The sequence below is a fragment of the Desulfotomaculum defluvii genome (genome assembly GCF_054657375.1).
This window is the reverse complement of sequence record NZ_BAAHYV010000007.1, coordinates 944,726-967,427: the sequence shown is the minus strand read 5'-3', so window position 1 is coordinate 967,427 and position 22,702 is coordinate 944,726. Positions and strand designations below refer to the sequence as shown.

At 37.6% G+C, this 22,702-nt stretch carries 25 protein-coding genes; 20 read left to right on the top strand and 5 right to left on the bottom strand.

The window, feature by feature from the left end; translation table 11 throughout:
- Positions 1-37: 37 nt before the first annotated feature.
- Positions 38-502, bottom strand: coding sequence for an HTH domain-containing protein (locus tag ACYQ03_RS11845; RefSeq protein ID WP_459910143.1), 465 nt, complete (start codon positions 500-502; stop codon positions 38-40).
- Positions 503-814: 312 nt separating this feature from the next.
- On the opposite strand from ACYQ03_RS11845, the gene ACYQ03_RS11840 reads away from it, so the two are divergent.
- From ACYQ03_RS11840 to ACYQ03_RS11805, 8 genes are all read left to right on the top strand, one after another.
- Entirely contained in the window at positions 815-1,201 is a 387-nt protein-coding gene (locus ACYQ03_RS11840) for a helix-turn-helix transcriptional regulator (protein ID WP_459910142.1), read from the top strand.
- Between the two features lie 201 nt (positions 1,202-1,402).
- A complete protein-coding gene (locus ACYQ03_RS11835; protein WP_459910141.1) occupies positions 1,403-2,425 on the top strand; it encodes an FtsK/SpoIIIE domain-containing protein in 1,023 nt (340 codons plus the stop codon).
- Positions 2,391-3,041 (top strand): replication-relaxation family protein, encoded by a 651-nt coding sequence (locus ACYQ03_RS11830; protein WP_459910140.1) that lies wholly within the window; start codon positions 2,391-2,393, stop codon positions 3,039-3,041. Before ACYQ03_RS11835 ends, ACYQ03_RS11830 begins: the two co-directional genes overlap by 35 nt.
- On the top strand, positions 3,032-3,421 hold the full coding sequence (locus ACYQ03_RS11825) for a hypothetical protein (RefSeq protein ID WP_459910139.1): 390 nt from the start codon (positions 3,032-3,034) through the stop codon (positions 3,419-3,421). The genes ACYQ03_RS11830 and ACYQ03_RS11825 overlap by 10 nt, the downstream gene beginning before the upstream one ends.
- A gap of 426 nt (positions 3,422-3,847) precedes the next feature.
- The gene (nrdD, locus tag ACYQ03_RS11820; protein ID WP_459910138.1) at positions 3,848-4,108 is read left to right on the top strand and encodes an anaerobic ribonucleoside-triphosphate reductase; all 261 of its coding nucleotides are present in this window, start codon (positions 3,848-3,850) and stop codon (positions 4,106-4,108) included.
- Between the two features lie 128 nt (positions 4,109-4,236).
- Positions 4,237-4,527 (top strand): DUF3467 domain-containing protein, encoded by a 291-nt coding sequence (locus tag ACYQ03_RS11815; RefSeq protein WP_459910137.1) that lies wholly within the window; start codon positions 4,237-4,239, stop codon positions 4,525-4,527.
- A gap of 5 nt (positions 4,528-4,532) precedes the next feature.
- The gene (locus ACYQ03_RS11810; RefSeq protein WP_459910136.1) at positions 4,533-4,877 is read left to right on the top strand and encodes a hypothetical protein; all 345 of its coding nucleotides are present in this window, start codon (positions 4,533-4,535) and stop codon (positions 4,875-4,877) included.
- On the top strand, positions 4,864-5,115 hold the full coding sequence (locus tag ACYQ03_RS11805) for a hypothetical protein (protein WP_459910135.1): 252 nt from the start codon (positions 4,864-4,866) through the stop codon (positions 5,113-5,115). Before ACYQ03_RS11810 ends, ACYQ03_RS11805 begins: the two co-directional genes overlap by 14 nt.
- Before the next feature lie 639 nt (positions 5,116-5,754).
- On the opposite strand, the gene ACYQ03_RS11800 is transcribed toward ACYQ03_RS11805, so the two are convergent.
- Positions 5,755-6,264 carry a hypothetical protein gene (locus tag ACYQ03_RS11800; RefSeq protein ID WP_459910134.1) on the bottom strand — a complete coding sequence of 170 codons (510 nt, stop codon included), beginning with the start codon at positions 6,262-6,264 and terminating at the stop codon, positions 5,755-5,757.
- 556 nt (positions 6,265-6,820) lie between these two features.
- On the opposite strand from ACYQ03_RS11800, the gene ACYQ03_RS11795 reads away from it, so the two are divergent.
- The 6 genes from ACYQ03_RS11795 to ACYQ03_RS11770 all read left to right on the top strand — a co-directional run bounded on the left by ACYQ03_RS11795 (position 6,821) and on the right by ACYQ03_RS11770 (position 13,813).
- A complete protein-coding gene (locus tag ACYQ03_RS11795; RefSeq protein ID WP_459910133.1) occupies positions 6,821-7,753 on the top strand; it encodes a D-alanine--D-alanine ligase in 933 nt (310 codons plus the stop codon).
- Positions 7,754-8,001: 248 nt separating this feature from the next.
- Positions 8,002-8,202: a hypothetical protein gene (locus ACYQ03_RS11790; RefSeq protein ID WP_459910132.1), complete on the top strand. Its 201-nt coding sequence runs from the start codon at positions 8,002-8,004 to the stop codon at positions 8,200-8,202.
- A gap of 30 nt (positions 8,203-8,232) precedes the next feature.
- Positions 8,233-11,034 carry a UPF0182 family membrane protein gene (locus ACYQ03_RS11785; RefSeq protein WP_459910131.1) on the top strand — a complete coding sequence of 934 codons (2,802 nt, stop codon included), beginning with the start codon at positions 8,233-8,235 and terminating at the stop codon, positions 11,032-11,034.
- 171 nt (positions 11,035-11,205) lie between these two features.
- Positions 11,206-12,282, top strand: coding sequence for a 6-phosphofructokinase (locus ACYQ03_RS11780; RefSeq protein WP_459910130.1), 1,077 nt, complete (start codon positions 11,206-11,208; stop codon positions 12,280-12,282).
- 18 nt (positions 12,283-12,300) lie between these two features.
- A complete protein-coding gene (locus tag ACYQ03_RS11775; protein WP_459910129.1) occupies positions 12,301-12,573 on the top strand; it encodes a late competence development ComFB family protein in 273 nt (90 codons plus the stop codon).
- A gap of 76 nt (positions 12,574-12,649) precedes the next feature.
- Positions 12,650-13,813 (top strand): glycosyltransferase family 4 protein, encoded by a 1,164-nt coding sequence (locus tag ACYQ03_RS11770; protein WP_459910128.1) that lies wholly within the window; start codon positions 12,650-12,652, stop codon positions 13,811-13,813.
- Between the two features lie 30 nt (positions 13,814-13,843).
- Here ACYQ03_RS11770 and ACYQ03_RS11765 read toward each other — a convergent pair whose 3' ends face one another.
- Positions 13,844-14,473, bottom strand: a complete 630-nt coding sequence (locus ACYQ03_RS11765; protein WP_459910127.1) for a hypothetical protein — start codon at positions 14,471-14,473, stop codon at positions 13,844-13,846.
- 143 nt (positions 14,474-14,616) lie between these two features.
- On the opposite strand from ACYQ03_RS11765, the gene ACYQ03_RS11760 reads away from it, so the two are divergent.
- The 3 genes from ACYQ03_RS11760 (at position 14,617) to ACYQ03_RS11750 (ending at position 17,822) form a co-directional block, all read left to right on the top strand.
- Positions 14,617-14,904 carry a DVU0772 family protein gene (locus ACYQ03_RS11760; protein WP_459910126.1) on the top strand — a complete coding sequence of 96 codons (288 nt, stop codon included), beginning with the start codon at positions 14,617-14,619 and terminating at the stop codon, positions 14,902-14,904.
- Positions 14,905-15,203: 299 nt separating this feature from the next.
- Positions 15,204-17,315 (top strand): transglycosylase domain-containing protein, encoded by a 2,112-nt coding sequence (locus tag ACYQ03_RS11755; protein WP_459910125.1) that lies wholly within the window; start codon positions 15,204-15,206, stop codon positions 17,313-17,315.
- Positions 17,316-17,375: 60 nt separating this feature from the next.
- Positions 17,376-17,822, top strand: a complete 447-nt coding sequence (locus ACYQ03_RS11750) for a GatB/YqeY domain-containing protein (protein WP_459910124.1) — start codon at positions 17,376-17,378, stop codon at positions 17,820-17,822.
- Between the two features lie 130 nt (positions 17,823-17,952).
- Here ACYQ03_RS11750 and ACYQ03_RS11745 read toward each other — a convergent pair whose 3' ends face one another.
- Complete coding sequence (locus tag ACYQ03_RS11745; protein WP_459910123.1) at positions 17,953-18,279, bottom strand: hypothetical protein; 327 nt, start codon at positions 18,277-18,279, stop codon at positions 17,953-17,955.
- Positions 18,280-18,531: 252 nt separating this feature from the next.
- Here ACYQ03_RS11745 and ACYQ03_RS11740 point away from each other — a divergent pair, with 252 nt between their 5' ends.
- Together ACYQ03_RS11740 and ACYQ03_RS11735 are read left to right on the top strand one after the other, a co-directional pair.
- Positions 18,532-18,780, top strand: coding sequence for a YgiT-type zinc finger protein (locus ACYQ03_RS11740; protein WP_459910122.1), 249 nt, complete (start codon positions 18,532-18,534; stop codon positions 18,778-18,780).
- A gap of 234 nt (positions 18,781-19,014) precedes the next feature.
- Positions 19,015-19,383, top strand: coding sequence for a hypothetical protein (locus ACYQ03_RS11735; protein WP_459910121.1), 369 nt, complete (start codon positions 19,015-19,017; stop codon positions 19,381-19,383).
- Positions 19,384-19,392: 9 nt separating this feature from the next.
- On the opposite strand, the gene ACYQ03_RS11730 is transcribed toward ACYQ03_RS11735, so the two are convergent.
- Positions 19,393-20,709 (bottom strand): hexokinase family protein, encoded by a 1,317-nt coding sequence (locus tag ACYQ03_RS11730; RefSeq protein ID WP_459910120.1) that lies wholly within the window; start codon positions 20,707-20,709, stop codon positions 19,393-19,395.
- Between the two features lie 363 nt (positions 20,710-21,072).
- Between ACYQ03_RS11730 and ACYQ03_RS11725 the strand changes: the two genes are divergently transcribed.
- Positions 21,073-22,629: an ABC-F family ATP-binding cassette domain-containing protein gene (locus tag ACYQ03_RS11725; RefSeq protein WP_459910119.1), complete on the top strand. Its 1,557-nt coding sequence runs from the start codon at positions 21,073-21,075 to the stop codon at positions 22,627-22,629.
- Positions 22,630-22,702: the final 73 nt, after the last annotated feature.

Genomic DNA, 22,702 nt, shown 5'->3' with positions numbered 1-22,702 from the left:
TCAGGAAGGATACACTAATTTATTTTGAGAATCTTAGCTAGATTAATTTGAGAATTGACAATATATCACTTGTTGCGAGACTTTTTCCTGTGTTTACCATCCTCCTTTCGATTTTGTCTAACTTTTTTAGCAGTTCTATTTGCTCCTCGAGTAACTTTATCTTTGCCTCCTGGCGGGTAATAATTTCTTCTTGTGAAAGTTCATTAATCCGTGGACGACCGGAATTTTCTGTACGAGTATCTCTTAGTCCTAAGATTCCATCTTCATTATAGGACCTAATCCATCTGTAAGCAGCCTGCTCATATCGTTTTACTCCAATAATATCAATATCGAATCCAGCATCCGTAAATATAGCTCGAGGCAACTTACCCTTCAAGTATTGGTCAATGAACAAACGCTTAAAATCATTGGTGTATGTGATGGAACGTTCAGAAACCTTAGCAACATAGGGGTTTGTCTCCAGTTTTTTGATGTCATCGGATGAAAATATAATTTTGCTCACTTTATCCTTCCTCCTGTTGCTATGATTGTACAAAAAAAGAACCCTATGGGTAAAACACTTTTTTTCAAGTGTTCATTCCATAGGGTCCATTTTATAGTGGTTACTCCCTTTCTTTATCTTTCTTTTCGGATGTTATTTTTGCTATGTGTTCGGCGGCTTTGTTAATGTCATAGCTGTCCTTGCTATAGTCCCCGCTACCAGCATAAATAAGGGAGAGCATTTTTAACACCTCCATAGGATAGTATTTACCATGTCTATTGTGCATATACATTGCATAAGGTTGGTTCGCATTGACATGGAGGGAGGAGTCAAATGGACTTTAGTAAAATTAAACTGCCATCAGATATGGTTGACACCTTAGACCAGGTTTATAGGTGTTTAAAGGTTCTTCATCCAAGGCTTACTGAAAGTGTTTTTTTAGAGAAGATACTGGCAGATTGGCTAAAGCAATTTAAAAAAGAGCAACCTCGGATTTATAAAAAAGACAAGGTATTACTTCATAACGACATAAAAAATGCCCTTGAATTAGCTGGAAAAAGTCAAAATCAGATTGCTGAAGAAATAGGAGTGAATCGTACTTACTTAGGGCAGGTAGTCAGAGGCGAATATGAACCCGGTATAACCATAGCCCTGTTGCTTGCTATTGCTACAAGTCAAAGGGTGGAAGATTTATTCTTTTTAACTCCTGCGGATGAATAAGGCAACGCAGGAGTTATTTATTTCCAGGCATTAAGGACAAGCCGACAAACATACATCAAGGTATATACACAAAAAAATAGGTATCTACACCAACAGGAGGTGTTTCTATTCTCTAAACCAGAGAAAAACGTACTTGCAGAGGTTGTCCAATTAACCCGCTCCCTTTGGAGGCACAGGAAGGGCAATGAGGTTATAGGTGCTGTGCTAGATACCATTGATAACCTACGGCTGGTTACACCTGATGGCCGGAAGCCTGTTATTTCAGCCAAGAGAAAAACAGACTACGGATGGCACTTAGTTTTCACGTTGCCCCCAGGTATAGCCTTTAGTCAGATTAAACGTAGGCAGGACTATTTTGCCGATGCCGTCAAAGGATGGGTGACCATGGATCGGACAAATGGGAACCTACACATGGACATAATGACAGGTGCTTTACCCCGTTTGGTGGCCTATGAATGGGAGCCGGAGCAATATAAAAAGATGGCTTTACCTGTGCCGGTTGGATATTCTCAAAGAGGATTGGAGGTGTTTGATCTTGCTGAAAGCCCTCATTTGCTTGTGGCCGGTTGCCCTGGTTATGGTAAAAGCAACTTCCTTCATGTACTTATTCATAGCCTAATGCCGGTGGGCAAGGTTGCTATTGTGGATTTAAAGCGGCTGGAATTTGCCTACCTTAAAGAGCATTGCCTTGTGACCCGGACGGAGCAGGACGCGCGAAAATTATTAAGAGCCCTTAACAGGGAAATGGAACGGCGAATTGATACCCTTGAGGCTGCCGGGGTAGTTAAGGTGCAGGACTATAGTGGGGACGATATGCCTTTTATTGTGCTGGTTGTGGATGAACTGGCAGAAGTTAAAGATGAGGAAGTTTTATATCTTATAGATCGCATTGTAAGGCTTGCTAGGGCTGTGGGAATATCGGTGGTAGCAGCTACCCAAAGGCCATCTACAAAGGTAGTTAGCGGGGATACCAGGGCAATGTTTACGGCCCGTTTGTGCTATCAGGTGCCGGATGAAATAAGCAGCAGGATGATATTGGGGGAGACTTGCAGCCAAGCGGCACATTTACCTGGGATAAAGGGTAGAGGAATATTCAAGTATGGCCTTACCACTATGGAAGTGCAGACGGCATTTCTCCCGCTAGCCCAGGCTAAAAGAATATTGCCAGGTAAAACAAGGGGGTGGGACATTGAACCAGAGGGCAAAAGGTTATTACCGAGATAATTGCTTGGTTCGGGCAGTGGAAGAATACAGGGCATTGGATACGGAGCAAATCCGGGTTTTGTTCTTTAATAGCATGACATATGGTAGACGGAAAGCACAGGAGCGGCTCTTAAAACTCTACCAAAGGAAACGGTTGCAGAGGGAAAAGGTTGACGGTATTTATACCTACTACCCGGATCGGCCGCCAGGGCTAATTAAACACCTGCTAGCCCTTAACTGGGTTAGGATATGGCTGGCCATGACCTGTAAGTCGTGGGAGCGGTTGGAGAGTTTTACTTATGAACAGGACTATGGCATTTTAAGGACGGACGGTTTTGTTGCTATAAAGAATACCGTCACATGCAAGCACAGGTTTATGTTTATCGAATTAGATCGGTCATGTAATACCTTTGATAAGGTAGAGAAGTATAACCAGCTTTTTGAGAGTGGGTACTATGGCCGCTGGTGGTGGGTGAAATTAACTGATTGCTTTCCAGCTATTCTAGTGGTTACTACTTCGCCGACAAGGGCAGTTCACATTAACCAACTAATTAAGGAACGGAACAATGCGGATCTTAACTTTAAGGTGTTCCTGTTAGACGGGATTAAGAAGGAGGTTATGGACTTATGCAAATAATTGCTTGGTATGCTACTCCTAATAGCAAAGGTATTATGAAGGCTAGAAAGTTAATGCGTCTTGCTGGTGGTGCTTTTATCTCTATTGGTGTTCAGCTTGCGGCATTTAAGGAAGCTATGCCAGTTGCTACGGTTGCAACGTCGTTGACGCAGGTTGTGGGTAGTACATTCTCCCCAGGCGGTCCAGGTGCGGCCATAATACAGCTTATGCTTGTGGCCTTGGTTGGTTGGCTTGCGGGTTACATTGCCCAAGCAGTGGGTAAAGGGCAGGTGGCTAGTATGATACACATTACCACAGTGCTAGGTTGCGTTACGGTGGTTGCTTCGGTTGCTTGGAAGGCCATTGAGTGGGTGGCCAAGGCAGCGGGGATGACATTGTAAAAAGAAGTTAAAGGGTGTTGATTAAAGCAGCATCCTTTATTTTTTAGCATATTTAAATGGTTTACAGTTAGGTGAACTCAGATTTGAATTGGGTTAGCTTCCCCAAATTTGGGGAAACGAATATCTGTAAACCATACGCCAACCTCGCTTAATCCATACGTTAAACTGTACGCTATCTCATACGGTTGGAAAGCACAGATGTATGGATTTACTTGTCCTTTGCTTGGAATTGCTGGGTTTCTACCGGGAGTAGAAGGGGTTAAGGGGAGGGGGATCCGGGGAGGCAAAGAGACTTTTTGATAACTTAATCATCTTGGTAGGGTAAAATCAAGGATAGACCAATCTACTCTGGAAGACTTTTTAATTTTTCCGTAACATTTGTGTAATCTTGTAATGATAGAATACATTTAAAGCGAGGTGTAGATTATGATGATAATTACCAATGGAAATGTCAGTCAGAAGGAAATTGATACCATAATAGCTGAAGATAAGGAACGCCTTGAAGCAAAGGGCAAGGAATTAGCCACTATTGAAATATCAGTGGTAAGCCCTGAAGAGCTAGAAGTAAAGACCTGGGCAAAATCTGATATTCGACGGGTTAGGCGTATCACTGGGTATTTAAGTACGGTGGACAGGTTCAATGATGCCAAGCAAGATGAATTAAGTGATAGGGTAGTACATAGTTAGGTTGAGGCCTCTGCCGAGAGATGGGGGCTTTTGTTATTTTATGTCGAAAGTTTTTGTAAAAAATTAAAGGATTTATTAATAAGATGAAGAAAGGGTATAACATATTTTGGACGGAGGCGATAATATATATGGAAGGTATTAAAGTAACACCAGCTTACTCAAATCAAGTTGCCATGCAAATGAGTGTTTTTGATATAAGATTTGCCTTTGCAAATAGAAATGGCGGAAACCAGGCCGAATCAGTTAATCCTGATGAAGTTGTTGCTGAAATAATAATGAGCCCTCAGCATGCTAAAGCCTTCTTGCTTGCACTTACCCAAAATATACGCGACTATGAAAGTCTTTTTGGAGTAATTAATATAGAACCCAACAAAGAATTTTTAAGTGAATTGCAAAAAGCAAACCGAACTGAGGTGTAGTGCTTGTGTTTTCTACTACAGACCCACTCGGTAGAGAAATTAGATTAGAATCAAGGACATGGAACAAACACATTATAACAAGTCACCCTGAGATGTATAAACAGGAAGCCTTGGTAAAGAAAGTGATAGAAAACCCTAAATATATACTCAAAGATAAGACTAAGCCAGATACTAGAGATAACTATTTTGAACTCTGCAATCACCCAAGCGATGGGTCTCTTTCAATAATGAAGGTGGTAGTTGATTTTTCTACCGGAACAGGTGATGTTACTACATCATATCCTATAAAAAGCACGACAACACAGGCAACCACATTTAATGGTAGGGGTGTAAAATATGAACGCCCGTAAAAAAAAGTTAACGCTAAATTACGACAAAAGCCATGACATTCTTTATGTATCCATTGGACTCCCTAAACCATCATATTGCGCTGATGATATAGAGGGTGTTCTAATTCGTCGTGCAATTCAAACTGACCGGTTGTCGGGTGTTACAATAATGGATTTTTCTCAAAGATCTAAAGAGCAGCTCAAAAAGATTATTCCATTTAAATTAGAAATTGAAGATCTATTCAAGGTTACATTTTAAAACCCACCACCCGGTGGGTTTTTATTCTCATATAAAACAAAGAAACTGCGTAAATGCAGTTTCTATAATGTGTTACTAATATATTATACTTTTAATGTTACTCCTACTTTAGCTTGTTTTTTTAATAGCTATAAGCAGGAGTAACATTTCGGTACAAAGATATTGTTACTTACAAAGCATTTGTAGACCCGAAAGCCATGTTTATCAAAATTAAGTAGATAATCGTTTTCAGTTTCCTTGGTTTTATTTTAAGCTCAATACTTTCTATTAGCATCAGAAACACTAACATAGATTGTATGTCAAAGCCAATAATTATTAATTCTATTTTTCGGTTCCTCCCTTTTTAAACAATAAGGAAAGCACCGAAATATTACTCCTATAATATGAAAATTATTATATCAAACTATAGCACGAACTAAACATGGTAATATTGCCCAAGTATGTCATTGCGAAAATATGACAATATCTTCACCTTGCCCATAGTACGATAAATTATTCACTCAAAAAACCAAAACGAATAACCTCGAGACAGGGGCACTAGGGGTTATTAAAGGAGAGCAAATACCAATGTGTTGGAGAATCACTTGCCTAATGGTATAATATGGTTTGTCATGCCTAAAGAGGGCCCTGGCTAGCTTGTTATGTGAATCTCATTGTTCCCTTAGTATTGTTTTTATGTAGGAGCAATAAACAATAAAAAATATTAAGAATAGTTCCAGTTAACAAAGATAGCCATATCCTGGTATACATTTTTCTTTCTTTCCACAACCAAATTTTTATTTCATCTTCCATGATTGCTATTGCAGTATTTTGGACGTACACATATGAACCGTTTTGGTTTTGAGAATATCTGTTTAAATATTCGTTAACTCTCTCTCCAGGTATATAAGGGAAATCTAATTTATTAACAAGTTTGTTCTTGAAATCACTTTTTTTGGCTAATGATTCCTCTATATTATTAAGTGGAGGCCTTTCATCTACAAAATTATTTTTATATTCTTCTATCCAAACTTGACCAGTCCAACGATCTATTTTCCATTTCGTAACTCCTGTGTTATAATTCTTTGATGCTAGGTAATCCAACCTAGTGCTCCACATTATTATAAGAACAAACATTATGAATAAAGCAATAAGTAATTTTTTACCCACTAGACACCACCCCATAATGTATATATTTATAAAAATATTCTAGTTAATATTTTCAACTCTTTTACCATTATGGGTAATTAAGGATTAAATTACATTTTTTGCATATGCTGTCGTAATTGAGACAATTGCATAAGTTCTCTTGTGTCATTTAATGCCGTGCTTTTTAACTTAATTTATGAGCGGGGACAGTGGGGACAATCTGGGGACACTACTTTCAAAATGTCCCCAAATTAAACTTAACAGGAACCAATGACTAAGCAAACAAAACCTTATAGGACAAGCCTCTAGCAATTTCGCCTAGCTATACCAAAGGCACTGATTCACACTCCAAAACCGTTGGTTCTGGGTTCAAGTCCTAGTGCCCCCGCCATTAACCTAGGTGTATATACTCCTAGGTTTTTTATATTTAAAGCAGGGGTATATTTGGACACTGAAACTACATATATTTATTAAACAGAAAAAAACATCTAAATTATGGCAAGGATTTTATAGAATACCTCAGAATATAATAAAATGCATTGTAAAGTAGCAAAAACTCGGGAGGTGAAAGGAATACATGCGCATAGGTGTTTTATACGGAGGACGTTCAGCAGAAAGAGAGGTTTCCTTAAAGAGTGGAGAAGCAGTATATCAAGCACTTAAGTCGGCTGGCTACAATGATGTAGTAAAAATAGATGTGGGTTATGATTTGGTAGAAGAGCTTAAGAGCCAAAAAGTTGAATTGGCATTTTTAGTCCTGCATGGGAAATATGGAGAAGATGGTACCATTCAAGGTTTGCTAGAGATGTTAAATATTCCTTATACAGGTAGTGGAGTTCTTGCCAGTGCCTTGGCCATAAGTAAAATAGCTACTAAAAAAGTATTCAAAATGGAAGGTATACCGACGCCGGCCTTTACTGTAATAACAAAAAGGGAAGTAGAGACTCACGGCTTGCATACTGTGGCAACTAAAGTTGTAGCAGAGGTGGGTATACCCTCAGTGGTTAAAGCTAATACCCAGGGTTCTACCATTGGTATTACTTTTGTACATGAAGAGAATAAGATGGGTGAAGCAATAGAGTCTGCATTAAATTATGATCAAGATGTGTTAATAGAACAATTTATTTCTGGTACTGAAATTACTGCTTCTGTTCTGGGTAATTATAATCCAGTAGCTTTACCGTTGATTGAAATAACCTCGGCAACTGGTGTATATGATTATCAATCTAAATATACTCCTGGAATGAGTGATCATATAATCCCACCGCGGATATCTATGGATATTCAGGAACAAATCAAAGAACTTGCCATTAAAGGTTTCTCAGCCCTTGGATGTAGGGGTCTAGGTCGTGTGGATTTTATAGTTCATGAGAATGAGCCATATGCCCTTGAGGTTAACACCTTACCAGGCATGACAGCAACCAGCCTATTTCCTGATGCTGCTAAGTCTGCTGGGATAAGTTTTCCGGAGTTAATTGACCGTTTGGTGAAGCTTGCAACTGAGGAGTAGTCCTACCATATCAATGTTTCTCATTAAGGTATTTCGTTCAGAAATACTGAAAGGCGGATTTTTATATCCGTCTCTTTTTTTGACTTCATTAACCATAATATGGTAAAGTAGTGCAGGAAGTTATCATTATTCTCTATATTTGTGATATTTAGATCTTTATCAGATAATTAGGAAGGATTTTTGCCGCCCTTTAAAGAAATATTTTACTAATTTGCCCATTTGGGTGTACTTTACAGGGGGTGTCAGATATGGAGAAGGAGAAACAGGAGAAAGAGTTACGCTGTATTATGTGTGGGAAAATTATTGTTATAGAAAAAAGCTCAGACCCTTGGGATGATGAGGACGATTTTATCCCCAAACCTAAAAAGTCTGTATCTTTTTGCACAATGTGTGAAGCTAAACTCAGAAAAGAATCTGATGACCAGATGAAAGGGACCAAGCCAATTTAATTTTCTAAATTTGACTCTGGAGGTGTTGTCGTGAAAGAAAAGTCTCGGTTATCCCTAGGTCTCATTATCTTAGCTGTAACTTTATTAATCTCAATAGTGGGCTGGGGAGCTGGGCTCTATATTGATTGGATATGGTTTAAGGCTCTTAATTATCAACAAGTTTTTGTAACAATACTTGTTTCTCAAATTGGTCTCCGAACCTTGGTGGGACTTTTTATGTTCGCGCTACTGCTGATTAACTTGATGTTAACTCGCAACTCTGTAGTAAAAGCAATCGAGTCAGCTAAAGCATTCCGACCATTTCAACAAGATGACGATAATGTCATAACTATTAATCAAACACCTTTTCCGGATTGGCGTGAACAGATTACTCCCCAGCGTCTAACCTGGGTTTTTGTAGCTGTTAGTGCAATTTTGGCATTCCTTTATAGCTCGTCTGTTGCCGGGGATTGGATTACTATCCTTAATTATTTTAATCAAACTTCATTCGGTACAACAGATCCAGTTTTTAATAAAGATATAAGTTTTTATTTTTTTAGTTTACCATTTTGGCATATTGTTTTTGGGATTTTGGCATCTGCCATCCTATTAAACGTTGTATTAGTGGCATTGGTATACCTTGTCACAGATACAGCCAGGGGTGGACTAACTAAGATATTTCGCTTCCCCTCAGCTAGGTACCATTTATCTGTCTTAGCAGCTTTATTTTTTGTATTAAAGTCCTGGGGTTATCTCCTAAACCAATATGACCTTCTTTTTTCATCCAGTGGCGTTGTGTATGGGGCAGGCTACACCGATATTCACGCAAGCTTATTAGCATATAAAGTGCTAATGGTACTTAGCATACTGACGGCGTTAATCATTATTGCTAATATCTTTATGAAACGCTTTCGAATTACTGTTTATGCCATAGTTGGTTTGCTTGTCACATCAATAGTCCTAGGTACTGTTTATCCAAGTGTCATTCAAAAGTTTGTTGTTTTACCAAACGAATTTAACCGTGAAGCACCATACATCGCAAATAACATTAAGTTTTCTCAGCAAGCCTATAATCTGGATAAAATTGACCAAAAGGATTTTCCTGCTGGGAGAACTCTCCAGTCTCAAGACATCCAGGAAAATAAAAATACCATAGATAATATACGTCTCTGGGATTGGCAACCTCTGCAGCAGACCTATAGTCAACTGCAGGAAATGCGTCTCTACTATGAATTTAAAAATATTGATATTGACCGCTATCAGATTAATGGGGAATACCGGCAGATTATGCTAGCTACTCGGGAAATGAATCAAGAACAGTTACCTGAACAGGCACAAACCTGGATTAACCAAAGATTAAAATACACCCATGGCTATGGGGTTGCCATGAGTCCGGTTAACGAAGTATCTGGAGAGGGTTTGCCACATTTCTTTCTAAAGGATATTCCACCTGTGGCATCTACAAATATTAAAGTTGCAAGACCAGAGATATATTATGGGGAATCTAATGATGGCTATGTAATTGTTAACACAAAAACCGAAGAGTTTGACTACCCCAAGGGAGATGGCAATGCCTACAGCAAATATGAGGGCAACGGGGGTGTAAAAGTTAACTCTATTTTTAGAAAACTTCTGATAGCCATTACCTTGGCTGATTATAAGTTATTATTAACAAGTGATATCACCAATGATAGTCAGGTACTAATGTATCGGAATATCAAAGATCGTATACCTAAGATTGCCCCATTCCTCAGTTATGACAGTGATCCCTATCCGGTTATTAATAAACAGGGTGAGATCTATTGGATGTGGGATGCTTATACCATCAGTGATATGTATCCCTATGCTGAGCCCTTTGATAACCAAGGTCACAATTACATTAGAAACTCAGTAAAAGTTGCCATGAATGCCTATAATGGTTCTGTTAATTTTTACATCGCCGATGTAGAGGATCCATTAATTAAAACCTATGCTAAAATATTCCCGGGCATGTTTAAGTCACTTTCTGAAATGCCCGAGGATCTAAGGGAACACATTCGTTACCCAGAGGATTTGTTCCTTGTTCAATCCCGTATGTACACCTTGTACCACATGACAGACCCACAAGTGTTTTATAATAGGGAAGATAAATGGACTTTACCAACTGAAAAGGTTGGTAATGAAGAGAAACCTATGGAACCCTATTACGTCATTACGGTGTTACCTGGAGAGAAAACGCCTGAATATATGCTCATAATTCCCTTTAACCCGCAAAATAAAAAGAACATGATCTCCTGGTTAGCTGCCCGCTCCGATGGAGAGAACTATGGTAAGATGCTGGTCTATGAGTTCCCAAAACAGGAACTTGTTTACGGACCAATGCAAATTGAAGCTCGAATTGATCAGGATACAACCATATCCCAACAATTGTCCCTTTGGGATCAGCGTGGGTCTAATGTTATTCGAGGTAATTTAGTAGTTATCCCTATAAAGGACTCACTAATTTATGTAGAACCCTTGTATCTGCAATCTGAGCAAAGCAAAATGCCAGAATTACGTAGGGTAATTGTGGCTGCTGGAGATAAGATTGTTATGGAGCCGACATTAGAATTGGCTATACAAAGGATTTACGGTGAGGATGCCATTCAAAATGTAAGTCCTCCTCAGCAAGGGACAGATCCCGGAATAGACCAACCTGATATTCAACAACAAACATCTCAAAAAACTGTAAAAGAATTAGCTTCAGAAGCAAATCGAATTTATGATGATGCTCAAGCAAAGCTTAAGGTAGGAGACTGGGCAGGTTATGGTCAATCGATAAATCAGCTTAAGGACATTCTATCTCAATTAGAGGAAAGATCAGTTACTCAATAACAGCAATAAGGGGGTGCCGCAAAACTACTTTATTATGTAGCATGCGACACTCCCTTTTTTGGTATCGTAACTTTATTGCAGGTTAGAATTTATACACTTTTTTACTTTTATTACTTTGTACAATATGTTTCAAACCATGGTAAAATAAGTTAAAAAGTAGGAGTGAGGTTTTTGGTTAAACGTGTTGCAGTCCTAACAGGCGGGGGGGATGCCCCTGGTTTAAACGCTGTAATTAGGGCCATTGTGAAAACAGCCGTAAGAGAATATGGAATTGAAGTTATTGGTTTTCGTGATGGCTTTAAAGGGGTTTTAGAAAAACATGTTACGATGCTGTCTGAGGCCGAAGTCTCCGGAATATTACCCCGCGGTGGCACAATTCTAGGGACAACCAACCGTGACAACCCCTTTTCTTACCAAGTGGCTGAAGGTATATCTAGGGATCGCTCTGACGAATGTATTGAAATCATTCACAAATATGCAGATGCACTAATAATCATTGGTGGAGATGGCTCTTTGTCCATTGGCTACGAACTTGCCCAAAAAGGTTTAAAGGTTGTAGGCTGCCCTAAAACAATTGACAATGACCTTGCTGTGGGTCAGGCAAAAACCTTTGGTTTCGATACAGCCTATGCCTTTGCAACTGAAGCCTTAGATAGACTGCACTCTACAGCAGAATCCCACCACCGCATAATTGTATTAGAAGTCATGGGAAGGTATGCAGGACATATTGCATTGCATGCTGGTATTGCAGGTGGGGCTGATGTAATTCTTATCCCTGAAATACCTTTTAGCTTTGATAAAATAATTGAAAAAATTGACGACCGATTAATTCATAATAAACGTTTCAGTCTTGTGGTAGTTGCTGAAGGTGCTAGAGCAATTGATGGGGAAATGGTGATCAACAATTATGTTACTCAGAGTTCCGATCCTATTCGTTTAGGAGGCATTGGGGAAGTTGTGGCGAAGGAACTGGAGAAATTGACAGGCATTGAATGTCGTGTAACTGTATTAGGCCATTTACAGAGGGGAGGTAGCCCTACTCCCTATGATCGTATTCTTGCTACAAGATACGGCGTGGCTGCAATGGATTTAATTGCTCAAAGACAATTTGGCTATGTAGTGGCAATGGATGGAGATAATCTTAAACCGGTGGCCTTAGCCGAGGTTGCTAAAGGAATAAGAAAGGTAGATGTGAAGGGCGATTTATTGTCCTGTGCACGTAAAATTGGTATATCCTTTGGTGATTAAAAGGAACGGAGAGATAGTATGATTAAAAATTATACCGAATTGGCTGTAGAAGACATGTTAGATGATGTACTAAATAAATATGCAGAAAAAAATCCTGGAACATGTACTTGTGCTAGATGTCGGTTGGATATTATGGCTATTACCCTTAATAATCTGCCAACCCGCTATGTAGTAACTGATAAAGGTGGTATTTACACAAAGGTGGACATAGAGCAGATTGGTGGAAAGGCCCAGATAGTTGCTGCCATTATAAATAGTATAAAAGCAGTACAAAAAAATCCAAGACACTAAGGTTAAGCATATATGTTTACAAAAACACTGGTTTTGTTAATACTGTTACTAGTTGTGAACTTTAGGGAGTGTTTTTGTGAGAATTGGGATCTTTACAGACAGCTATACACCTTATGTCAGTGGAGTTGTACGTTCCATTGAGCTTTTTACCTCAGAATTAAAAAATTTAGGCCATGAAGTCATTATTTTTGCCCCAAACTACCCAGGAATTGCCAAGGAAGAAACTGTTTATCGTTTTCCATCTATACCTTCCTTGACAAATCGTGATTTTTATCTAGCCATTCCCTTTGCACGGGGTCTAGATAACTTTATTAAAGAAAACCCCCTTGATATAGTCCACGTCCATTCACCTTTTATCCTAGGTCGATTAGGAGCAAAGATAGCAAAGGATTTTGGTGTACCTTTAGTATTTACCTACCATACCTTGTATGACCAATATAGCCATTACGCCCCAATAGGAAAGAATTTCAGCAAAGAACTAATCCGTAAATTTTGTGTAGAATTTTGCAATCGATGTCAATTAGTCATTACTCCAACTGAAATAATTTCACGCCATATAAAAAATATGGGTGTGAAAGCCCAGGTTAAGTGGTTGCCAACAGGCATAAATCTAGCTGAATTTGCTGATCAAGACAAAATGTGGATTAAAAAAGCCTATGGTATTAATCCCAGCGATACTGTCTTGTTATTCGTGGGAAGAGCAGGCAAAGAAAAAAACATTCCCTTTATTTTACATAGTTTTTCTTTAGTGAATTCTCGTTATCCATCTACAAAATTGGTGATAGTGGGGGATGGCCCTGAATTGGCTAATCTAAAAAATCTTACTATCGACCTCAGGCTTGAGAAAAGCGTAATTTTTACCGGGAGAATTAGTCGTGAGAATTTGATTAAAGCCTATTGTGGTTCAGATTTGTTTGTTTTTGGTTCTTTAACAGAAACTCAGGGAATTGTTATTGCTGAGGCAAAGGCAGCAGGTTTACCCACAATAGCTGTAGATGCCTTTGGAGTATCCAACATGATTCAAAATGATAAGGATGGCTTTCTGGTTCCACATGATATCCAATTGTTTACCGAAAGGATTATAAAATTACTTGATGACATTAATCTAAGGCAACAAATGAGTCATAATGCTCAGACCACTGTTCAGATACTATCTTCTCAACAGTGTGCCGCTAAATTGGCTCAATACTATCGTGAAATAATTGACTCCCATGTCTTATTGCACGAAGGATTAGTATAAATCTTATAACATAAAAAGCAATCAGGAACCCTATTGAGGTTCCTGATTGCTTTTTAATGTAATGTCTTTTTTGATTTTTGACAAAATAGCAATCATATCATCTATTTGTTCACCATACATCTCAAAGCTTATGGTTTTCCTTTCTGAATTATTTATGTTATCTTTAGTTGAAATCTTGACCATGATAGTTTCTATTGAAGGATAAGTCTCGCTGGGAGGCTTAATAATCTTTTGGGCAATAAATTGATCCAAAACATTTCCAATGGTTGTTTGATAAAAGGTATATGCACTTTTAAGTTTATTATTAATAATATGTTTATTTACTACATCAATTCTTTTCTTTGTAATTTCAAAAACTGTTTTTCCATCACTTTTGGCTTGTTTTAATAGAGTTTGCTCTTGCTCCTCTAATAGCTTTAAGGTAAGGTCTATGACCTCATCAGTTATTGACTGAACTTTTTCCACTGAGTATTGAGAAAAAGCCTGATGGACGTCCGTTGTGGGACTAAAGGAAATAGCGCAATCACCATAGTTAAAAGATAAACTGGCTAGACCTTTATTAATTAAATTGCCAATAATTGTAGTAATGTTAACGAACAATTCAGTGTTTTTATTAACAGTCTCCTGTTCTAAATTTATAACATTCGATTGTTCAGTCATCTAAGAATCCTCCCTGCTAAATTTCTGCAGATTTATTATTCCCTTTAATTTAAGATAAATAAGAGTTGTAACAGATTTATAAAAGATTTAAAATTAATTTATAGAAGTATTTGAAGAATAATGGCACAAAAGGAGGAAGTATTATGGCTTTATCAAAACTAAAAGAGTTAATTGATTGGGACTATGATTTCAAGAATGAATTCCAAAACCGTGTGAAAAAAGTTACCTTTGTAATAGATGCATGGGAATCTCCAAAGCTCGCCATATATAAAGTTACCCCATTTGGTATAAATTGTAATCATCTAGGAGAGCAACCTCCCCTGGAAATGTTAGAAGCTGCTATTAAAGAACAAGAAGTAACAAAGGAAAAAATGTATAAGATTAATCAAGAGCTTAAGGTATGGATAGAAAATAATATATTAAATGATTAAAAATTGAAATCTCGGCTGAAATATTCCTAAAGTAAATAATAAAATCATATTTCAAGGAGGTGCATAAACTTTGGTCCGAGCAATTTTTAGTTTATTTAAAATTTTTTCCGTTAGCCCAATAATAGAACTCCTCATTTTTACTGCCTTAGTCGGGATAGTCTTTATAATTCAACTTATTTAAATTTTAATTTTTTACCGGCCTAGGCCGGTTTTTTATTTTAATCAATCAGTCAAATAATAGCCCCAATGGAAATATATATTTAAACAAACTTATTAACAAGATTGGGGGAAGATTGGTTTTGGATCAGGAACCGCTAGATCTTCAAAGAGAGATTAAGGTACTAAACTGGACTATAAGAAAAAAAACATTAATCATTGGGGCCGCTATCTTTGCTTTTCTCATTTTCTCATTATCTCTTTGGACCTACTACCAATATTATCGTATTTCAAAACTATACGGTATGGATACCTTTGATTATGATACAAGCAAAAGGGGGGTGATCTATTCTGCAGACGGGGTGGTACTCACATATCTTTATCATCTAAATAAAGAGTATGTATCAATAGATAAAATTTCTAAACCTATGCAAAATGCTATAGTTGCCATAGAGGATCATCGATTTTATAATCACTTTGGTGTTGACCTTATTGGGACTGTCAGAGCCCTGTGCAAAGATATCCTATCCGGGGAGGCTATCGAAGGCGGAAGTACCATTACACAACAATTAGCAAGAAATTTATTTTTGTCACCGGAAAAAACTTTTTCGAGGAAATTTACCGAAATGCTTCTGGCCATAAATTTAGAAAATAAGTTTACAAAAGAACAAATATTAGAAATGTATTTAAATGAAATATACTTTGGAAATGGTTGTTATGGCATAGAAACCGCTGCCAATAAATATTTTAACAAACCAGCAAGTGAAATTACTCTACTTGAGGCAACGGTAATGGCCGGTATTCCTAAGGCACCCAGCCAACTGGAACCCATCTATCATCGGGCAGAAAACAGAATTCGTCAGTTAGACACGATAAATCGAATGTTAGAGTTGGCATACATTACAAAGGGCGAGGCAGACCTGATCCGAAATAAAAATGTTGAGATTAATAATGTTAAAATAAAAACAACTCAGGAATTATATAAATATCCTTTCTTTACATCAGTAGTTATTCAACAGTTAATTAATATGTATGGTAAAGAAAAAGTATATAACAGTGGACTAAGGGTAATAACAACTCTTGACGCCAGGGCAACGGAAATTGCAGAAGAAATAGTTAAAAAAAGAGTCAGCCAATTTAAAAACTTAGGAATTTCTGCTCAGAACATGTCAATTGTGACAGTCAATAACCAAGATGGAGCCGTCATTTCCTTAGTTGGTGGCAGTGATTTTACAACTGACCAGAACAATTTGGCAATACTCCCCAGACAACCAGGTTCAGCAATCAAACCTTTACATTATGCTGGCGCATTGGATAAAGGAATCATAAATGAGAACTCAATATTGCATGCAGGATCAAGAAGTTTTGGAAACTATTTTGTATCATCCAACACTCAATCTGATGTTTCAATATGTGTTGCACTGAAACACTCCATGAATGTTCCTGCTGTTGAAGTCGTTAATTCCTTTGGTATTGAAAATGTAGTAGAAAATCTGAAAAATTTTGGTATTACGACCATCAGTGAAAAGGACAGCAATCTAGCCATAGCCCTTGGTGGAATGTATTATGGCATTAAGCCGGTTGAACTAGCTGCTGCCTATGCCACATTTGCCCATTCAGGAATCTATAACCAGCCTTATATGATTAAAACAATCAAAGATAAGAATGGAAATGCTATATATAACCATAAATCTCAACATAAACAAATTATTACCCCTAGAACTGCTCAGATTATAACTCAAATACTTGTGGAGGTTGTGAGGGGAGGGACTGGAACAAGAGCTAACATATCTGGCCATGAAGCTGGTAAAACAGGTACTACAAACGATAGCAGAAGTCTATGGTTTGTGGGTATGAATAAAGATATCTCTACCGCTGTATGGATTGGTAATAGCAACAACAAACCTGTTTATGGTTATCATGGTGGCGATTTAGCAGCACCAGTCTGGCGTGAATACATAACTACATTGATTAATAAAAACATCATTAATCAACCCAGTCCAATTTATACCACATATATACCAATGAGCCAGCAATATATTAACAGGGAATCGGAGAAAGAAAACCCTAGTGAAAACCCAACTCAGGTAAATAATAACAATGAGATACCCAGCAGTCCAGTTACGAACCCAATAAATAATCAAGAAGATAAAACCATAAATAAACCTGAAAGTATCGATTCTGCGCCCAGCTATCTTCCCACTGATAACCCCGATAATCAAAAGCCTAGCCAAGCCGAAACAGGTAACCAATAGAAGATTACTTGGTATTTTCTGCCTTCTGATGCTATAATAGATTCAAATCACCTTGAAAGGATGAATTCGTTGAAAGATAAATTAATGAATGATCTAAAAATAGCAATGAAAGCAAAAGATAAATTAAAAGTAGATACAATTCGGATGGCCAATGCAGCAATAAAAAATGCAGAAATTAATGGCAGAAAAGAGCTTACTGAGGATCAAGTATTAGACATCCTAGCAAAGGAAATTAAAATGAGACGGGACTCATTGGTAGAATATAGAAAGGCAAATCGTCCGGAAGCTGTGGAAAAAATTGAGCAAGAAATTAATATTTTAATGGTATATATGCCGGCTCAACTATCAGAACAGGAATTAAGAACTGTGATTCAGGAAACCATTCAACAAACCGGCGCACAGGGTTCTAAAGACATGGGCAAATTAATGGGGGCATTAATGCCTAAGGTCAAAGGAAAAGCAGACGGTAAACTGGTCAGCAGTATGGTTAAAGAGTTGTTGGTTTAGATATAAAAAAGGAGTGTCGCAAAACTACTTTTTAGTAGGTAAGCGACACTTTTTTTACATTTAAATTTAACAAATATAAGCGTATGTGCAACCCCAAACGTAAATACTTTAATGTTTATGCTATTAGGCTTTATGCCAGGGGATAAAATTTACCATTTTCTTTTTTGATTTTTCCTTCTTGCACAAGCTTGTTAATGACATCTGCCAAGGTACCCATTTGTCTAATATCGGCGTATTTCATAATAGCACTCTTCCTTGCTTCAGGGCCCAGTTCCTTTATGGCCAAAAGTACAACCTCTTTTTTGGAGGCTAGAAAATCTTCAATAAATGTATAGGCCTTTGGCGTCAACTGCATCTGCTCATTCAAATAACCGTGTTTTTTTAGACCTAAAGCCTCACAATCCTCCGGCATATGGTCCATCATTAAATCCACGTATAATCTTTCTTTTTCTTCCATGATCTAACACCTCCAAATTAGCCATCAGCCCTCTGCCTTCAGCCGTCTGCTTATAGGCATGGCTTGCATAGGGGCCATGGTCATAAAGAATTTTCCTTAAGCTAATGGCGTTTCAAATGTTTAATTTATATCTCTGGATACTATTCTTTATTGGCTGCAAGTTTCCTTTTATTTAGGCATATTCTTTTAAATAAAAGGGTTAGATAAAAATATGAAGAATTTAATTATATTACATGTTCGGAGGTGGTCATAATGAATTGTTCCTGTAATGGGTCAATGCAAAGTACCAGGGAAACATATTATGCCAAGTGGGGAGAATACCATGTGGATATTAAGGGTGTAAAGGCTTACAAATGTGATTCTTGCGGCAAGATATTCTATGAACCAGAGGAAGTTAATCTTTTACTGAATCTTACTGTACTATTATCTGGCCTTTCCGAAGAAAAACGTCCTAAGGTGATAGACTTTGAAAAATACAAAAGCTCTAAACTAATTGATTAGCAAGTTAACCTTCCAATTATGAACTCTTAGCCGGGTAAAAACCCGGCTATTATTACTAATATAAAAGGATTTTAAAAAAATATAAAGAATTATCCATACAAATACTTTTTCTTACTGTCCATTCACATATTCACTAACCAAACATTTCCCATATAATCTTATCAATTAATCACAGCAGGAAACCTAACCGGATGAGACTACTGTTTTTACATCTAAAAACAGAAGGAGGGGGTTTTGCTGACTAATCAATACCCCATACATAATCATGTGTTAGATTTTATCCAGTTAATAAAAGATACTTCCCCTAAGGATATGACAAAAATATTCACCCAAGGGGGTTGCTACCGCTTTCATTTAATTATGAAAGTTGTTTTTCCTGAAGCAAAGCCTTATAAAGTAGGTTTTTGCCGTAACTCGAATAACTTAGCCAAAAAAGATTTTTTGCCCCTTCACGTTGTTAGCGAGATAGGGAATCGCTATTACGATATTAACGGAGAATTTAAGCTTAATAAACAAAGAACCTATAACCTTTTAGCTGAAATGACAGAAGAAGATATTAGACAAGCTGAGAAATTTAGTTTCGTTATTAAACGTTGCATATAACCTAAGTCCTTATTTTATAGAGTTGGAGTAACTTGCAGCAGCAAGGGCAGCACCAATACTAGAACCTTCATATATATGTACCATCTTAATATGTATGTTTTTATCCTGAAAAGCTTCATTAATTGTCTTCAGAATACGATCTACAAAGTAAGGCATTTTTTGAAACATCGAGCCATCAATGCCAATGACATGGCGTGATTTTAATTCAGGGTCAAGATGTAACAAAATACCAATAAAAGTAGCAGCTATTAAGCGAGCCGCCCGTAGAGTAACCATGCTGGCGATTTGTTTAAGTGCTATTAAGTCTTTCCGAGAAGCCTGAATATCCCATCTTTCCTTGACCCAATTAGCAACATTGGATAGATCTAGGGTTTGATCTTCTATTATAAGTGCAATTTCCGGTGCGGAAATTGATTTTACAGTATCTATAGCTCTGTCATTTCCTATAAAAAGAAGTTTTTCTTCCAGCAAATCTTTTATGATTAAATGGGTTATTTCTCCAATATACCTTCCGGACACTGCTTTTTCTAACAATTGTTGATTTGGTTTTTCGCTGGCTTCATCTAGTTTTTTATCAAAGACTGTAAGGGGAAATTTATTAAAATTACCAGACTCTAAGTTTATGATCATGGGAGCTTTTCCAAGGGGGTTAACAAATTCTAAATAACAAGTATTATGACCAGTGCCACAAATAGAGCCAATATGGGCATAGGGGTTCATATAGGCAGCAGTTAGGAGAGTAGCAGTGGTATCGTTTAAAATCGCCACTGGCTTTAGATGTTTTAGGGGAACCCTTGCGAGGGCAGCTTCTAGAAAAGAGGTTACCTCCATACCTTCAATACCCCCTGTTTTAATTTCCTTTGTCCAGTTTAATAATATGGCCTTAGACATATTTATTTGCTGGGTAGGGAAAGAAAAGGTGTGTCCTAGGAGGTTTGCAGAACAATCTTTGGTTAAATCTGCTATTTGCTGGGCAATAAAATCAAATAGTTCCTCAGCAGAGGTCTTTTCAGAGGTGTAGTCGTATGTACCAGCAGGGTCCTGTAAGGCGAAGGAAGAAGTCTTTTTTACTTTATAATGGCCTGCTCCCATCAGACTAATTAACTGTATCCGAATATTGGTGCCACCAAAATCTATTGCTACATAATCACCCCGTTCTTTACCTGTGGGAGGGGCTATATAAGTGTGTAGCATTTTTAAAGACCCTTGGCCAGATCGACCAGCTAACATCTCCATCTTAAAATCCCTGGCAATCTCACAAACTGTGTGGGTTGTTAAATTAAAAGCTTGTTCCAGTTCCCTCATCCGATCCTTCAAAACCGTCATTATCTTCCTCCTTTCCTGCTCTCAGCCTATTCATATTATTTTCACAGACCTATGGTGAAAATACAAGTGGCTATGGGCCATGTGCCATGAGCCAAAGACACTAAAATAAAAGCATTTCATAGTACACTGTTAGATAATTAATTTGTTGTTCTTTTATATTTTATGTTATAATTTCAGGGTATTTTTAAAGGGATCAGATCTTCCCCAAATAAACTATTGGTTAAACAGTTAATAATATTTAATGAATACAATAGGCCAAGGGCACTGATCTAAAGCCTCGTTTGCATTTTGTAACCCATGGCCCACGGCTCATGGCTCATGGCAGACCTATAAGGAATACCCCTAAGATAAAAGGAGAATTATATGAGTGTACTAACAGTAGAAAATGTAACCCATGGTTTTGGTGGCAGAACCATTTTGGAGGACGCATCCTTTCGCTTACTCAAGGGAGAGCACGTTGGTTTAGTGGGAGCAAACGGTGAGGGAAAGTCTACCTTTCTTGCTATTATTACTGGTGAATTAACTCCTGATCAAGGCAGGGTAGAGTGGTCCAACCGTGTTACAGTGGGTTACTTAGATCAACATACTACATTAACCCGGGGTAAAACCATTCGTGAAGTTTTAAGAGAAGCATTTCAAGGTATGTTTGATCTGGAAACTGAAATGCTACAACTCTATGATAAAATGAGTGAAGCCTCTGAGGCTGAAGTAAATAAAATGATGGAAGATGTTGGAGATATCCAGAATATATTAGAACACAATGGTTTTTATACCATAGATGCAAAGATTGAGGAGATAAGCAACGGTTTAGGCTTAGCTGATATCGGTTTAGATAGGGATGTCACTGATCTTAGCGGCGGCCAAAGAACTAAGGTTCTTTTAACCAAATTACTTCTGCAAAACCCCACCATATTAATATTAGACGAACCAACAAACTATTTGGATTTTGAACATATTGAATGGTTAAAAAGGTATTTAACCAACTATGAAAATGCATTTATTTTGGTGTCCCACGATGTACCCTTTATGAATGATGTCGTTAACGTAATTTATCACGTGGAAAACAGTATTCTGACTAGATATGCAGGAAATTATAATCAATTTCTCCAGGGTCACCAATTAAAAAAACAACAAGAACTTAAGGCCTACGAAAAGCAACAAAAAGAAGTAGAAAAACTTGAGGATTTTATTGCACGTAATAAAGCCCGCATATCCACCACTGGCAGAGCCAAAAGCCGGCAAAAGCAGCTGGACAAAATGGAGATCTTAGAGAAACCAAAGGAAAAAATTAAGCCTACCTTTAGATTTAATATAGCTAAAACTCCCGGTAGAGTTATTTTCGAGGCTAAAGATCTGGTATTAGGCTATAATGAACCCCTAACTCAACCATTGAATCTACTTCTAGAAAGAAATCAAAAGGTAGCAATTAGGGGAGTCAATGGACTCGGTAAGTCTACCTTGTTAAAAACCCTAATGGGTGAAATTAAACCCTTTGGGGGAGAAGTAAAGCTAGGAGAAAGTATATTTTCTGGTTATTTTGAACAGGAAAGCAGCAGGAATAATAGTAATACCGCTATGGAAGAAGTATGGCAAGATTACCCGGGTCTTAGCAATTACGAAGTCCGTCAGGCCCTTGCTAAATGTGGCCTTACCAACGAACACATTACCAGTCAAATGATGGTATTAAGTGGTGGAGAGAATGCTAAGGTTAGGTTATGTAAACTAATGCTAAAGGATGTAAATTGGCTATTATTGGATGAACCAACCAACCACCTGGATGTTGATGCAAAAGAAGAATTAAAGAAAGCACTCAGAGAGTTTAAAGGAACCGTTATTCTAGTTTCTCACGAACCTGATTTTTATGAGGATTGGGTAACTGAAATATGGAATCTAGAGGATTGGACCACAAAAATTGTTTAGCTTCCCATTTAAACACACAACCTGGTAAACCGGGATGTGTGTATTTTTTATTAAATGTCAATAATATGTATTA

Bases quoted from the DNA above. Each gene is read 5' to 3' on its own strand.
- ACYQ03_RS11805 (WP_459910135.1), top strand. From the start codon at position 4,864: ATGAACGCCCGTAAAAAAAAGTTAACGCTAAATTACGACAAAAGCCAT.
- ACYQ03_RS11840 (WP_459910142.1), top strand. From the start codon at position 815: ATGGACTTTAGTAAAATTAAACTGCCATCAGATATGGTTGACACCTTA.
- ACYQ03_RS11825 (WP_459910139.1), top strand. From the start codon at position 3,032: ATGCAAATAATTGCTTGGTATGCTACTCCTAATAGCAAAGGTATTATG.
- ACYQ03_RS11775 (WP_459910129.1), top strand. From the start codon at position 12,301: ATGATTAAAAATTATACCGAATTGGCTGTAGAAGACATGTTAGATGAT.
- ACYQ03_RS11730 (WP_459910120.1), bottom strand. From the start codon at position 20,709: ATGACGGTTTTGAAGGATCGGATGAGGGAACTGGAACAAGCTTTTAAT.
- ACYQ03_RS11745 (WP_459910123.1), bottom strand. From the start codon at position 18,279: ATGGAAGAAAAAGAAAGATTATACGTGGATTTAATGATGGACCATATG.
- ACYQ03_RS11815 (WP_459910137.1), top strand. From the start codon at position 4,237: ATGGAAGGTATTAAAGTAACACCAGCTTACTCAAATCAAGTTGCCATG.
- ACYQ03_RS11725 (WP_459910119.1), top strand. From the start codon at position 21,073: ATGAGTGTACTAACAGTAGAAAATGTAACCCATGGTTTTGGTGGCAGA.
- ACYQ03_RS11765 (WP_459910127.1), bottom strand. From the start codon at position 14,473: ATGACTGAACAATCGAATGTTATAAATTTAGAACAGGAGACTGTTAAT.
- ACYQ03_RS11790 (WP_459910132.1), top strand. From the start codon at position 8,002: ATGGAGAAGGAGAAACAGGAGAAAGAGTTACGCTGTATTATGTGTGGG.
- nrdD (WP_459910138.1), top strand. From the start codon at position 3,848: ATGATGATAATTACCAATGGAAATGTCAGTCAGAAGGAAATTGATACC.
- ACYQ03_RS11760 (WP_459910126.1), top strand. From the start codon at position 14,617: ATGGCTTTATCAAAACTAAAAGAGTTAATTGATTGGGACTATGATTTC.
- ACYQ03_RS11740 (WP_459910122.1), top strand. From the start codon at position 18,532: ATGAATTGTTCCTGTAATGGGTCAATGCAAAGTACCAGGGAAACATAT.
- ACYQ03_RS11795 (WP_459910133.1), top strand. From the start codon at position 6,821: ATGCGCATAGGTGTTTTATACGGAGGACGTTCAGCAGAAAGAGAGGTT.
- ACYQ03_RS11750 (WP_459910124.1), top strand. From the start codon at position 17,376: ATGAATTCGTTGAAAGATAAATTAATGAATGATCTAAAAATAGCAATG.